This window comes from Hydrogenophaga sp. PAMC20947 (genome assembly GCF_004795855.1).
Taxonomy (GTDB): Bacteria; Pseudomonadota; Gammaproteobacteria; order Burkholderiales; family Burkholderiaceae_C; genus Hydrogenophaga.
In genome coordinates, this window is record NZ_CP039252.1 from 4,153,462 (window position 1) to 4,166,963 (window position 13,502).

10 protein-coding genes are annotated in these 13,502 nt (G+C 64.7%); 6 read left to right on the forward strand and 4 right to left on the reverse strand.

What is annotated here, in order from left to right; translation table 11 throughout:
• Positions 1-30 precede the first annotated feature (30 nt).
• Positions 31-3,132, forward strand: coding sequence for an efflux RND transporter permease subunit (locus E5678_RS18985; RefSeq protein WP_136179981.1), 3,102 nt, complete (start codon positions 31-33; stop codon positions 3,130-3,132).
• Between the two features lie 99 nt (positions 3,133-3,231).
• On the opposite strand, the gene E5678_RS18990 is transcribed toward E5678_RS18985, so the two are convergent.
• Positions 3,232-4,575 carry a hypothetical protein gene (locus E5678_RS18990; protein ID WP_136179982.1) on the reverse strand — a complete coding sequence of 448 codons (1,344 nt, stop codon included), beginning with the start codon at positions 4,573-4,575 and terminating at the stop codon, positions 3,232-3,234.
• A 790-nt stretch (positions 4,576-5,365) separates the two neighbouring features.
• Here E5678_RS18990 and mgrA point away from each other — a divergent pair.
• Positions 5,366-6,406, forward strand: a complete 1,041-nt coding sequence (gene mgrA / locus E5678_RS18995) for an L-glyceraldehyde 3-phosphate reductase (protein ID WP_136179983.1) — start codon at positions 5,366-5,368, stop codon at positions 6,404-6,406.
• 166 nt (positions 6,407-6,572) lie between these two features.
• Here mgrA and trxA read toward each other — a convergent pair whose 3' ends face one another.
• On the reverse strand, positions 6,573-7,481 hold the full coding sequence (gene trxA / locus E5678_RS19000) for a thioredoxin (protein ID WP_136179984.1): 909 nt from the start codon (positions 7,479-7,481) through the stop codon (positions 6,573-6,575).
• Positions 7,482-7,640: 159 nt separating this feature from the next.
• Between trxA and purE the strand changes: the two genes are divergently transcribed.
• The 3 genes from purE (at position 7,641) to E5678_RS19015 (ending at position 10,480) form a co-directional block, all read left to right on the forward strand.
• Entirely contained in the window at positions 7,641-8,132 is a 492-nt protein-coding gene (gene purE, locus E5678_RS19005; RefSeq protein ID WP_136179985.1) for a 5-(carboxyamino)imidazole ribonucleotide mutase, read from the forward strand.
• A 79-nt stretch (positions 8,133-8,211) separates the two neighbouring features.
• A complete protein-coding gene (locus E5678_RS19010; RefSeq protein WP_136179986.1) occupies positions 8,212-9,447 on the forward strand; it encodes a 5-(carboxyamino)imidazole ribonucleotide synthase in 1,236 nt (411 codons plus the stop codon).
• A 10-nt stretch (positions 9,448-9,457) separates the two neighbouring features.
• On the forward strand, positions 9,458-10,480 hold the full coding sequence (locus E5678_RS19015) for an L-threonylcarbamoyladenylate synthase (protein ID WP_136179987.1): 1,023 nt from the start codon (positions 9,458-9,460) through the stop codon (positions 10,478-10,480).
• A 65-nt stretch (positions 10,481-10,545) separates the two neighbouring features.
• On the opposite strand, the gene E5678_RS19020 is transcribed toward E5678_RS19015, so the two are convergent.
• Positions 10,546-11,220, reverse strand: coding sequence for an OmpW family outer membrane protein (locus E5678_RS19020; protein WP_136179988.1), 675 nt, complete (start codon positions 11,218-11,220; stop codon positions 10,546-10,548).
• A gap of 308 nt (positions 11,221-11,528) precedes the next feature.
• On the opposite strand from E5678_RS19020, the gene E5678_RS19025 reads away from it, so the two are divergent.
• On the forward strand, positions 11,529-11,786 hold the full coding sequence (locus E5678_RS19025) for a hypothetical protein (protein ID WP_136179989.1): 258 nt from the start codon (positions 11,529-11,531) through the stop codon (positions 11,784-11,786).
• A 58-nt stretch (positions 11,787-11,844) separates the two neighbouring features.
• Here the strand turns inward: E5678_RS19025 and dacB are convergent, their stop codons facing one another.
• Positions 11,845-13,434, reverse strand: coding sequence for a D-alanyl-D-alanine carboxypeptidase/D-alanyl-D-alanine-endopeptidase (gene dacB, locus E5678_RS19030; RefSeq protein WP_247596832.1), 1,590 nt, complete (start codon positions 13,432-13,434; stop codon positions 11,845-11,847).
• Positions 13,435-13,502: the final 68 nt, after the last annotated feature.

Genomic DNA, 13,502 nt, shown 5'->3' on the forward strand with positions numbered 1-13,502 from the left:
ACCAATAACCACGCAGCCACCTCACCCTGTATGACCGACGACCGCGCCTCCGGCCTGCCCGCATTGTCCATCCGCCGGCCCTGGCTGGTGATCGTGATCAACTTGTTGATCGTGATCGCCGGCGTGACAGCCTGGCTGGGTGTGGAGGTGCGCGAGCTGCCCAACATCGACCGACCCATCGTGGCCGTGCGGGCCAACTTTCCGGGCGCCTCGCCCGAGACGCTGGATGCGGAAGTGACCCGCTTGCTCGAAGGCGCGGCAGCGCGGGTGCCGGGGGTGGTGCTGGTGCGATCGGCCAGTGAAGAAGGCAACCTGCGCATCATCATCGAGTTCAATCCCAACGTCGATCTGATCGCTGCGGCCAATGACGTGCGCGATGCCGTGGCTCGGGTGCAGCGCGATCTGCCCACGGGGCTGGAGAATCTCACCATCGTCAAGGCCGACGCCGATGCCGAGCCGGTGATGCAGCTGGCCGTGTCCAGCGACACATTGGCCATCGACGAACTTTCCCGGGTGGTGGAAGAGCGCATCGAGCCCGAGCTGATTTCGGTGCCCGGCGTGGCCGATATCAACCTGTTTGGCGCGCGCCAGCAGGTGATGCGGGTGCGCATCGACCCGGCGCGCCTGAGCGCTTACAACCTCGCGGTGGACGATGTGGCGGCCTTGTTGCGCGGCGCGAGGCTCGACGTGCCGGCGGGCAACCTGGTGTCTGACAACCAGGACGTCCTGGTGCGGGCCAACGCGAGTGTGACCACACCTGAAGAGCTCAGGGCGCTGCGGTTTTCACCGGCCGTTTCGCTGGCGCAGGTGGCCGATGTATTCCTGGGGCCAGCCGATGCCGATTCCTATGTGCGCCTGAACGACAAGCCCGTGGTGAGCCTCGGCGTGGTGCGCCAGGCACAGTCCAACAGCGTGGCGATTTCCGACGGCGTGCGTGCGGCGGTGGACCGCATCAATGCGCAGCAGCGCGATGTGCGGGTGAGTGTGGTGTCGGACGATGCGGTGTTCATCCGCGGCGCGATCAGCGAAGTGCTCTGGAGTCTGGGACTGGCGGTGCTGATCGTGGCCGCAGTTGTGGCGGCTTTCCTGGGGCATGTTCGCTCCACGCTGGTGCCGGTGGTGGCCATTCCCATTGCCCTCATCGGGACCTTGGCGGCCATCTGGAGCCTGGGTTATTCGATCAATCTGCTCACACTGCTGGCCCTGCTGCTGGCCACCGGTCTGGTGGTGGACGATGCGATCGTGGTGCTGGAAAACATCCAGCGCCGGCGCGCCATGGGCCTGGGTCCGCGCGCGGCGGCGGTGCTGGGCACGCGCGAGGTGTTTTTTGCCGTGGTCGCCACCACGCTCACGCTGATCGCGGTGTTTGTGCCCATCTCGTTTTTGCCGTCAGCGGCGGGCCGCCTGTTTGCCGAGTTTGGTTTCGTGATGGCCATCGCCGTGGGCATCTCTTCGTTTGTGGCTTTGTCGCTGGGCCCCATGATGGCGTCGCGACTGCCCCCCGATGGCCCACCCGGACCGGTCTGGAAGCGGGTGTCGGCCTGGGGCGACGCTGCGGTGCAGCGCTATGGCCGCTGGCTGGCCAGCACCTTGCGCCACGGATGGTGGGTGGCGGGCGTGTGTGTGCTGCTGGCTGGGTTTGCGGCCTGGCTGTTCACGCAGCTCGACCAGGAGCTCACGCCCACCGAAGACCGGGGCAGTTTGTCGATCCGGCTCGATGGCCCTGACGGCGTGGGCCTGGCGTATTCGGACCGGCAGCTGGAGCAGGCGCTGAAGGCGGTGTTGCCACTGAAGGCGGAAGGCCTGGTGGAGAATGTGTTCACCATCACCGGCCGCTTTGACCCCAACCGCGCCGAAATTGTGGCGCCTTTATCGGATTGGGCCGATCGCTCGGTGAGCCAGGCCCAGCTGGCGGCGCGGGTGCAAAAAGCCTTGAACGACCTGCCTGGCGCGCGCGTGCGCATCCGGGGTGGAAGCAGCCTGGGGCGGGGCGGCGGGGATGGCAGTATCCAGATGGCCATCACTGGCGATAACCACGCCCGCATCGCAGAGGCTGCCTATGCATTCGCAGAAGCCATCGAGCGTGATCTGCCGCAGCTGCGTGATGTGCGGGTGAACTACGCAGCGACACAACCGCAGCTCTCTTTGCAGGTGGACCGCGAACGCGCCAGTGCGCTGGGTGTGCCACTGGACGGGCTCGATACCGTGTTGCGCGCCCTGGTCGAGAGCACCCAGGTGGCCGAGCTCAATGTGAACGACCGCACCGTGCCCGTGTTGCTGCAGTCCACCACGCGCGGCTTCACCAACCCGCAAGACTTGTTGCAACTGAGCGTGCGGGCTGCCGACCAGCGGCTGGTGCCGCTGTCGCAGTTTGTGCGTTTTGAGGAGACCGCCATTCCCAGCGAGCTGGAGCGCCTGGGGCAGCGGCGGGCGGTGCAGCTGAGCGCGGTGGCGGCCGAAGGCACCACCTTGCAGACCGGCACCCAGGTGCTGCGCGATCTGGCCGTCAAGACCCTGCCCAGTGGCATGGGCTTGCTGTTTCGCGGCGATGCGGCCACGCTGGAAGAAACCGGGCGCGACGTGAGCATCACCTTCGCCATTGCCTTGCTGGTGGTGTTCCTGGTGTTGGTGGCGCAGTTTGAGAGCGTCACCAGTGCGGCGGTGGTGTTGATCAGCGTGCCGTTTGGTCTCGCCGCGGCGGTGTTTTCCATGTGGCTGAGCGGCACGTCGGTCAACATTTACAGCCAGATTGGCCTGTTGCTGCTGGTCGGTGTGATGGCCAAGAACAGCATCCTGATGGTGGAATTCGCTGATCAGCTGCGCGATGCGGGCCGCAGCGTGCTGGAGGCCGCCCAGGAAGCGGCGGCAACCCGATTGCGGCCCATCATGATGACCATGTCGTCCACCGTGCTGGGCGCCTTGCCGCTGGTGCTGGGCAGCGGGCCAGGGGCCGAATCGAGGGCCGCCATTGGCTGGGTGATCTTTGGCGGCTTGTCGCTGGCGGCGGTGTTCACCCTGTTCCTGACGCCGGTGGTGTATCTGGGCGTGGCGCGTTTCGCCCAGCCGCGCGCGCGCCAAGGCGAGCGCCTGGCGCAGGAACTGCTGGCCGCTCCGGCTGACGAAACGGCTTGAGGTTCCAGCAGTGGGGTCGAATTCGTTGAAGTAAATGGGCTCAGGCGCCCCTGGCGCTGCCCTGCGCAGCCGGAAAAATGCCTGGATTTCCAGCTGCTTTCAATGCCTCGACAAGGTGATGGGCGTGGCCACCATCTGGTCCCAAGCCTGGGGTCCGAGCATCGTGATCTCCAGCGCCTGCAGCGTCGAGTCTTCACCATCGGGCTCGTTCAGAAGTCGGTCAATGCTGGCGTCGGCCAGCAATGCGAATGAGCTGTTCACGGGCGTGTTGGCCGCCAATCTGGCGCTGAGCTGGGCTTCCCTGGTGTGAATCCCGTCGTCTTGACCCAAACGGATTTCGCCGTGCGAAGCGCTGAGTCGGTTGATGCCCGTGAGACCTGCCATGCGCGCAGCCACCGCCACGCTGGCCACTGTGTTGCGCATGCCTTGGTCCCAATGCAGCGCATTGCGCTCGGTGGTCTCGCGCACGAGGCGCTCGGCATCGGCCAACAGCGCTTGCGCCGAGGTGGACAGCGCACCCACCGCAACCATGGGCCCGCCACTTGAGATATCCCTCATGCCAGCCGGCAGACGCACCTTGTTCAGGCGGACGTTCAGCGCATGCAGTTGAATGTGTATTTCAGGCGGTACGCTCTCGGGCTCGTTCTTGAGCAGTTCGGCCAGCGCATGGGCTTCGCGCCACTCGATGAAATGCAGCGCCTTGCTGACCGTGGCCTCACGCCCGCCGCGCCCGTCAAAACCAAGTTGGGCCACGGCCTCTACGGTTTCTGGCGTGGAATCAAGTTGAAAACCACAGCCCAGAGCCAAGTCTGGTTTGAGAATGAATTCCGACAGCGCGTTCGGGCTGTTCGGCGCCTGCACAAACACACGCGTCTGTGGCGTGGCTTCGGCCAGTACCCGGCACCATTGAGCCAGTGTTGCGTCTGGTTGGGTGTGCTGAAAGTGCGCAGCCAATGCATTGAAGCCAGCCATATCGGCCAGCGCCTCACGCTGTCGGGTACTGGCCAAAAACTGGCGCACCGCTGGCGTGTGGTCGTGCGGTGAAACATCGATGGTGATCGCCGAGGTGCCCACAAAAAACCGCTGATTGGCCTCGCGAATTTCCGAGCGGTGAATCGCGTGCTGAACTTCGCGGCCCAAGGCGTAGCAGAGCAATTGGACTGCATGCGGGTCGCGCTGTGCCGCCTGCAACAGCGTGGAGAGCACAAACAGGCACATGAGCTCCGGATCGTAGTTGACCCCCGATTTTTTTTCTTCCACCTGCCCCTGAACGATCAGCAGTGCAAAGCCACCCTCGAGATGGCCCAGTTCGTTGGCTTGCTCCAGTGCAAACACCAGTTCACTCGACGACGCGATCACCTCGCGCAGCGCCCGAGCTTCCGGGCCATGGTCGGCCTCAAATTGCGACAGCTGTTGTTCCAGGGTGAGTACCACTTTGTGCATTGCAAACCTCCATGCCACCCGAAAGATGGGTCGGGCAATCCACACATTGGTGTGCGCAACCCCATCATGAGGCCATCAACCACCAACACTTGCAACATACGCCGCTGGCGCGTGGGCGGTGTATCAAACAGAAAAATGTGTTGCGCCTGGCCGAGCGAAACGGGCCGATCGCGCCCGCTCGGACGCGGCACTGCCTTGACCTGCACCCTCGCACACCGTGGCCAGCGCGCACCGCTGGTGTGCAAGCGTTTCACGCAGTTTTTGGCCAAGGGTTCGCCACAGGCATCCAAGCGGGAGAGCCAGCGCCGCACCCCCTCCAGGCATTCACCCGCTCGTCATCACCGCGCCAATCGATCAGGCGAAGCACCGTCTGCGTCTGAGCGGAAAAGGGCTCGTTGACTTCAATAACACCCGTGCCCATTCCCTGAGGCGCGCACCGCATTTTGTTGGCCGTTACCCGAAGGGAGTGGGGTCTGAGCGGGCCCTGGTGTCGTGTCGTACGCAATCAGGCACATAAAATCGCGCCCTTTCGCCTATGGCACCGTTGCAAATCCTCGCCATGGCCATTCAATGGCTGTGGTTTGCGCCTCGCGCTGAGAAAAAAGCGCATCGGTTTCATTTGTACCCTCAAGCAAGCAACACCATCCGAGATGACCACGCTGATACGTGGCGCAACGTGGATTCATACTTGCGTTAGAACGACATGCACCTGATTCGTTTACCCGTTGGTGCGCACCGACCGTGATCGGTGTCGCAGTGCCCCCCTCTCACCACCCCTTCCGGAGACACCATGTACAGCGCATCCCCCGACCGCTATGAATCCATGCCTTACCGCGCCTGTGGCCAAAGCGGGCTCAAGCTGCCCAGCATCACGCTGGGCATGTGGCACAACTTCGGCGATGCCACCCCCATGGAAACGCAGCGCGACATGCTGCGCACCGCGTTTGATCTGGGTATCACCCACTTTGACCTGGCCAACAACTACGGGCCGCCTGCGGGCAGTGCGGAAACAAACTTCGGTGAACACATGCGTCGCGACTTTCGGCCTTACCGCGACGAGCTGATCATTTCCAGCAAGGCGGGCTGGCAGATGTGGCCTGGCCCCTACGGCTCAGGCGGCGGATCGCGCAAGTACCTGCTCGCCAGCCTGGACCAAAGCCTGAAACGCATGGGGCTGGACTACGTGGATATTTTTTACTCCCACCGGTTTGACGCCGACACACCGCTGGAGGAAACCTGCGGTGCGCTGGCCTCGGCGGTGCAGCAGGGCAAAGCCTTGTACGTGGGCATTTCCAGCTATTCGGCGGGTAAAACACGCGAAGCCGCTGCCTTGTTGCGCCAAATGGGTGTTCCCCTGCGCATTCACCAGCCGTCTTACAGCTTGCTCAACCGCTGGGTGGAAGAAGACTTGCTGGACACGTTGCAGGCAGAAGGTGTTGGTTGCATCGCGTTCAGCCCGTTGGCCCAGGGTTTGCTGACCGATAAATACCTGAACGGAGTGCCCGAAGATGCGCGCATCAACCGGCCGGGTGGTGGTTCGCTCCGGGCGGAGCACCTGAGCGAACAAAACCTGGCCCATGTGCGCGCGCTGAACACCATCGCCCAGGCGCGGGGCCAGAGCCTGGCCCAGATGGCGGTGGCCTGGGTGCTGCGCCAGCCGGGCATGACATCGGCCCTGATTGGCGCCAGCCGCGCTTCGCAGATCGTGGAGCTGGCGGGTGCGTTGAAGAACCTGAATTTCAGCGCCCAAGAGCTGGCTGCCATCGACCAGCACGCCGTGGATGGGGGTGTCAACCTGTGGCAGAAGCCTTCGATGGATCAGCGGGTTTGAATTGGCCCGCCCCTGCCGCGCTGCGCTTGACCCCCTCAAAGAGGCGACGACGCTGGAGGCCCGGCGAAGCCGGTTCCTCGGCGTCCCGGATGGCTCCCCTGCATGCGTGTGGCGTACCGCGCTCGGTACAGATTACAGATGCGGGTAACCTTGCTGAGCGAACGGGTCAGCTCAATACCACGCTGGACAGGCGCCTGCGGTAGGTGGCCACCGTAGGGTCTTCTGGCGGCACCTGGCCTTCGGCCACTTTGGGCTTGGGTGGATCGATCACATCGAGGATGGCGATGTAGGTTTTGCGCGCCAATTCTTCGTTCCAGCCCTTGTCGCGCATGAGGATCTCCAGCAGCTCGTCCATGGCGGGTACGAACTGGTTGTTGGCCCACAGCATTTGCGCCAGGTTGAAGCGGGCTTCGAAATCGCGCTTGTTGGCCGCGATGGCGGCGTGCAGTTCTTTGGCGCGGGCTTCGGGGTCGGTCACAGCGGCCTGGCTGTCGCGGGTCTGCATCCAGCGGTTGAGCGAATCGAGGCGGCGCACGGCGATGGCCTTGGCGATCACGGGCGCAAATGCCACTTTGGCGTCGTCGTCGCGGTCCAGCTCCAGCAGCAGCTTGACCAGGTCAAAGCGCGCGTCGTCGTTGTTGCCGTCTGTTTCCACGGCCAGTTGCAGTTTGGTCAGTGCGCCTTCGATGTCGCCGGCGGCCAGCGCGTCCATGGCGTCGGCTTCTTCTTCAACCGCTTCCAGCACTTCGGCTGCGGGCAGGTTTTTGTCCAGGAACGCTTTGACTTCGCCTTCAGGCAATGCGCCCAAGAAGCCGTCCACGGGTTGGCCGTTTTTCAGCAGCACACAGGTAGGGATGCTGCGGATGCCAAAGGCCTGGGAGAGTTGCTGTTCCTGTTCGGAATCGATTTTCACCAGCTTGAACCGGCCAGCGTATTCGGTTTCGATCTTTTCAAGCAGTGGGCCAATGATCTTGCAGGGTTCGCACCAAGGCGCCCAGAAATCCACCAGCACGGCGGTGGTCATGGAAGCCTCAATGACTTCGGTTTCAAAGTTGGCGGCGGTGACGTTGATCATGGCGAAGGGGGCCTTTGTTGGAGAGCGGGCGCGGTCCCTGCAGACTTGAGCCGGCCGGGTTGGGCGCAAAACGTAAAATCAACACTTTAACGGAGCCGGGCTGACCCTTGGCCCGCCCTCGGCCCCCACGGTTGAACTTTGCTCGAAAGCACTTCCCTCATGAACCCCATTCAGGTCGGCGTGGTCATGGGTTCCAGCAGCGACTGGGACACCATGCAGCACGCTGTGCAGATTTTGAAAGACTTCGGCATTGAGTTTGAAGCCCGCGTGGTGTCGGCCCACCGCATGCCCGACGACATGTTTGCCTATGCCGAAGCTGCCGTGGGCCGGGGCCTCAAGGCCATCATCGCCGGCGCCGGCGGCGCGGCGCACCTGCCGGGCATGATCGCGGCCAAGACGGTTGTCCCGGTGCTGGGTGTGCCGGTGCAGTCCAAAGCGCTGTCCGGTGTCGATTCGTTGCATAGCATTGTGCAAATGCCCAAGGGCGTGCCCGTGGCCACGTTTGCCATCGGCCAGGCCGGTGCGGCCAACGCTGCCTTGTTTGCAGTGGCCATGCTGGCCAACGAAGACCCGGCCTTGCACCTGAAGCTGGTGGCTTACCGCGTCGCCCAGACCGAAGCCGCACGTGCCATGACCCTGCCCCCCGCATGATGTCCCTCAACCCGATCCGGGGCGTTTCCGGGTCGCTGCACCGCTTTCGACCCGTTTACTTAATCCAGTCAGCCCGCTTATGAGTTTCAAACCCTTGTTGCCAGGCGCATTGTCCGAGCGTGGCCAGCCCATCACCCTGGGTGTCATGGGCGGCGGCCAGCTGGGCCGCATGTTTGTGCAGGCGGCGCAGGCCATGGGTTACACCACGGCGGTGCTCGACCCCGATCCGGCCAGCCCGGCGGGCCTGATCAGTCACCACCACGTGCAGACCGCTTACGACGATCCGGCCGGTCTGGCAGAGCTGGCGCACCTGTGTGATGCGATCACCACCGAATTTGAAAACGTGCCCGCGCCGGCCTTGCGCCAACTGGCCGAGCAGCGCCCGGTGGCGCCATCGGCCGACTGCGTGGCTGTGGCGCAAGACCGCTTGCAGGAAAAAGCGCACTTTGTGCAATGCGCACCCATCAGTGGCGTGTTCCCGGCACCCTATGCCGGTATCGAGTCGGCCGACCAAATGGCCACGGTGCCGGAGAACCTGTTGCCGGGCATTCTGAAAACTGCGCGTTTGGGTTATGACGGCAAAGGCCAGGTGCGGGTGAAGACCCGGGCCGAGCTGGAGTCGGCCTGGACCCAGTTGGGTGGCGTGGCCTGTGTGCTGGAAAAGCTCATGCCGTTGCGTTCGGAGTGTTCGGTGCTGGTGGCACGCGGGGCTGATGGCCAGACCGTGTGTTTTCCGGTGCAGGCCAACACCCACCTCGACGGTATTCTGGCCATCACCGAAGTGTTTGATGGCGCGGTGGCGGGCGAGCTGGCACAACGTGCGCAGGCCAGCACGGTGGCGGTTGCCAACCACCTGAACTACGTAGGCGTCTTGTGCGTCGAATACTTCGTGGTCGACAACGGGCAAGGGGGCAGCGACCTGATCGTGAACGAAATGGCCCCGCGCCCGCACAACAGCGGCCACTATTCACAAAACGCCTGTGATATCTCGCAGTTTGAAGCCCAGGTGCGTGCGCTGGCCGGTCTGCCTCTGCACACGCCGCGGCAACACAGCCCCAGCCTGATGGTGAATCTGCTGGGGGACCTGTGGTTTGCCCCCAATGGCGTGCGTGCGCAGGCCAGCGAGCATCCGGTGCCGCCGCCCTGGGCAGAGGTGCTGGCCTTGCCGGGGACCCACCTGCACCTGTATGGAAAAACCAGCGCGCGCAAGGGCCGAAAAATGGGTCACCTGAACATCACGGGCGAAACCGCGGCCCAGGTGCGCGAGGCCGCCGCTCAGGCGCTGGTCTTGCTGGGTTTGCCCGCGCTGAACTGATCGCAGCAAGATGCCCCGGGTTCTGAGCGCAAACGATGCCACGCATGTGGAGGCCGCTGCGCAGCGGCTGGCAGCCGGCTCGCTGGTGGGCATGCCCACCGAAACCGTCTACGGGCTGGCCGCCGATGCAGGCAACGCCAGCGCGGTGCACCGTGTTTTTGAGGCCAAAGGCCGTCCCTCTGATCATCCGTTGATCGTGCACATTGCCCCCGCTGCGACCCTGGATGCTGGCGGCTGGCGTGCGGCGGTGGCGCCCTATGCCAGCGAAGTGCCCGACTTTGCGCTGGCGCTGATGGAGCGGTTTTGGCCAGGCCCGCTCACGCTGATCCTGCCTCGCCACCCCGAAGTGGCGGCGGTCGCCGCCGGCGGTCAATCGTCGGTGGGCTTGCGCTGCCCGATGCATCCGGCCGCCCAGGCATTGCTGGTGGCGGCGCGGGCCCACGGTGTGCTGGGTGTGGCGGCGCCCAGTGCCAACCGCTTTGGCCGGGTCAGCCCGACCACGGCGGCGCATGTGGCCGAAGAATTTGCCGATCTGGGAGAAGATCAATTGCTGATCCTCGACGGCGGGGCTTGCCCGGTGGGGATCGAGTCCACCATTGTGGATGCGTCGCGCGGGGTGCCGGTGTTGTTGCGCCCCGGCATGTTGACGCCGGCAGAGCTCGAGGCCGCTTGCGGCCAGCCGCTGCGAGACCGCGATGCCCAGGCCCCCAAAGCCTCGGGCACCTTGGCTTCCCACTATGCGCCGCGTGCGACCGTGCGCCTGATGACCGCCCAGCAATTGCAGACCGGGTTGGACATGCTGGGCAAGGACGCGAAGAACATTGCGGTTTACGCCAGCGCTGGCGTGCGCGTGGCCAGCAAGTCCGTGCCGGTGCGCAGCATGCCGGCGAGTGCCGCCGCTTGTGCGCAGGAGCTGTTTGCCGTGTTGCGCGAGCTCGACGCGACCGGTGTGCGCCTGATCTGGGTGGAAACACCGCCGTCAGATGCGGCCTGGGACGGTGTGCGAGACCGGTTGCAGCGCGCGGCAGCCTGAGGACCCAGGCATGAAAAAAAAGCCGGTCGTCAATGGACCGGCTTTTTTTGTTCAGCGGAGCGGCATCAGAACCGCTTGCCCACGCCGACCATGACGGTGACGGGGTCCAGATCGATGTCGATGGACTGGCCGGTCGAGAGTGTTGTCCGGGTCTTGATGTAGGTCTTGGACAGGCTGGCGTCAAAGTACCAGGTGTCGTCCAGGCGCGCGATCACACCCACCTGGGCCGTGGTGCCCCAGCGGGAGTCCACGGTCAGTCCCGTGGCGGTGCCGCCGGGGTTGGTCAGGCCGGTGAGGGTGGTGGTGCCTCGCTCGTCGTAAAAATGTGCATAGGTCACGCCCAGACCCACGTAGGGGCGGAAGGCGGCCTGTGCTTCCCGGAAACGGTACTGGGCGATGAGGGTCAGTGGCAGGGATTTGACATCACCCACTTTGCCAGCACCTTTGATGGCGCCATCGCCGACAAGGTCGTGGCGGAAAGGCAGCGCCAGCGGCAGCTCAATGGCGACGTGGTCGGTGGCCATGTAGTTGATGCCGCCCGACAGTTGTGTGTCAGCGGTCACGTCGGTCTTGGTGCCGGCGGGGCTGGGAGCCGACAGGTTGCCGCTTTTGACGTCGGGCGCAATCTGCGTCACGCCAATGCGAGCAGACCAGCTGCCGGCTGACTGGGCGTGTACGGGCAGGGCGAAAGCCGCGATCAGGGCGGCGGAAGCGATGGAGATGGAGAAGCTGTGTTTCATGGACGGTGGAGAGGCCAGCGCAAGGAATGCAGCTGGCTGGAAAAACGGAGACAAAGAGCGGCGGATTGTGGCGTTTGTGGGCCAACGCCGGGGAACAGCAACCGGGAGACCCCCAGGTTTGTCGGTCAATGGGGCCGTCCTGCATGGGAACAGTGCCCTGTGCCTTGCGGCTGCTGATGGGCGGATGGCTCAAGAATGGGTTGAAACGGCCGATACAGCTGGAAATGCGTTGGGTGACGTGGGACCGCGCGCCCGCCTGCGTGTCTGCTGCGGCTGAAGTCGCAGCCATTTACAGAGCTTCAAACGCCATGAAACCATCACCGATTTCAAGGGCCTTCGGCGCCGATACGCTGAGCATCAACAGCGACAACGTGCACTGCTACTACAGCACCGTGCAGTCCGAGGTTCATCCGCAAGACCTGGTGGACACCGCGCTGACGCGCCGCCATGCCCGGGCACTGGAGCTGCATCGCCGCCGTCGGGCGCGGCCTGCGCGGGTGGCCTGGATCGCTGCCTTGTTGCTGGCGGGCTTGTGCATGGCCGCCTGGGGATGGCTGATGCGTTGACCGGCCCCTGGTAGGCCTGGCCCTGGTGCGGCGCCAGCGCTGCGCACCACCTCATCGTTCAGTTGGGCAGCCCTGCCGTCCACTCGACGAGTGCATCGAGTGCGGGCCGGGCCGCAGACGCCTGCTCGTGGTTCACAAACCCCACCACCACATAGCGCTGCCCGCCGACCGCGTCCACGAAGCCGGCGATGCCGGTCACGTTGCGCAGGGTCCCGGTCTTCAGCCAGGCGTTGCCGCGCGCCAGGCTGTTGGGGCCCTGGGCCATGCGGGCGGCGGTGCCGCTCACCCCGGCCACCGACAGCGACTGCACAAACCGCTCGCCATTGGGGTGCCGCGCGGCGTGCTGCAGCATGGTGGCCAACGCCTGGGGCGTGATGCGTTCGTTGCGCGAGAGGCCTGAGCCGTTTTCCATGATGGGCTCGGTGCTGCGGATGCCAAATGTGGTTCGCCACCACTGGGACAGGGCTTCGCGCGAACGCTCGAAGCGGCCGGTGCGCAGGGGCTGGAACTGGTCTCGCGTGACCCCGCGCACTTCTTGCCGTGCGGGTGCGAGCCGGCCCAGGGTGAGAAAGACCTGCTGGGCCATCACGTTGTTGCTGAAGTGGTTGACGTCCGCAATGATCTCAGAGAGCGGCAGCGACTGGGCTTCGTACAACAGCTTCACGCCGGGCGGCGTGAGGCCCGTGCGGGCCCGCCCCGTCAACGCGCCACCGCTGGCGCGCCACAAACCCTCCATGGCGCGTGCGGCGTAGCTGGCCGGGTCCTGGTAGGCCACAGGCCATACTTTTTCGCCGCAGCGGCTGGGGTACTGGCCTTCAAAGCGGATCGTGTTCGCGTCTTCAAACCGCGCGACCAGGGCGCCGCGCCAGTCGCCGCAGGCGGCCCGCGACAAGGGCACCGTGGCATCAACCGCGAGTCCGGCCAATGGGGGCTCGCTCACCACGCGCGCCACACCGGCGGCCGCATCGGGCTGAAAAGTCAGAATGACCGATTTGAAATTGACCAGCAAGGCATCGGGGCTGGCGTTGTAGGGGCGCAGGGACTCGCCGTCGAAATCGCCAGGGTCGTGTTCGGGCAGCTCAAAGGCGCTGTGGTCGAGCACCATGTCGCCCAAAATGACGCGCACACCCTTGTCCTGCAGCGCCCAGAAGGCCGCGTGGATGCGCTCCAGCACCAGCTTGGGATCGCCGCCGCCTCGGATGTACAGGTTGCCGCGCAGGCTGCCGTTGTCCAGCCGCCCGTCGGTATAAAAATCGGTGCGCCAGGTGAAGTCGGGGCCCAGCATGTCCATGGCGGCGTAGGTGGTCACCAGTTTCATCACCGAGGCCGGGTTGACCGATGCATCGGCCCGGTAGCTCAAACGCTCGCCACCACCGCTTTTTACAGGCAGCACCAACGCCGACATGGCCTGTGCGGGCACGCCGGCGCGCTGCAAAGCCGCCAGCACGCTGGGCGGCAGGGTGCTCATGGCCGGATCGGCCGCCGGCGTCTGAGCGTGGGCTGGCGGGGTGAGCGTTCCCAGGAAGATCAGGCCCAGCAAGCAGGCAGCGGCCGGCAGGTTGCGCGGGCACCCGCCGAGCGCGGGGCGCAGCCAGGGCGTCAAAAGTTTCAGGGAAGTCAGGGGGGGCAAAGCGGATGGCCGGTGCATGGTGTCACCATTATGGGAGCACCCGCATGGCGGGAGCGTGAGATCGGGGTTGAGCATTCTCGTGCGGC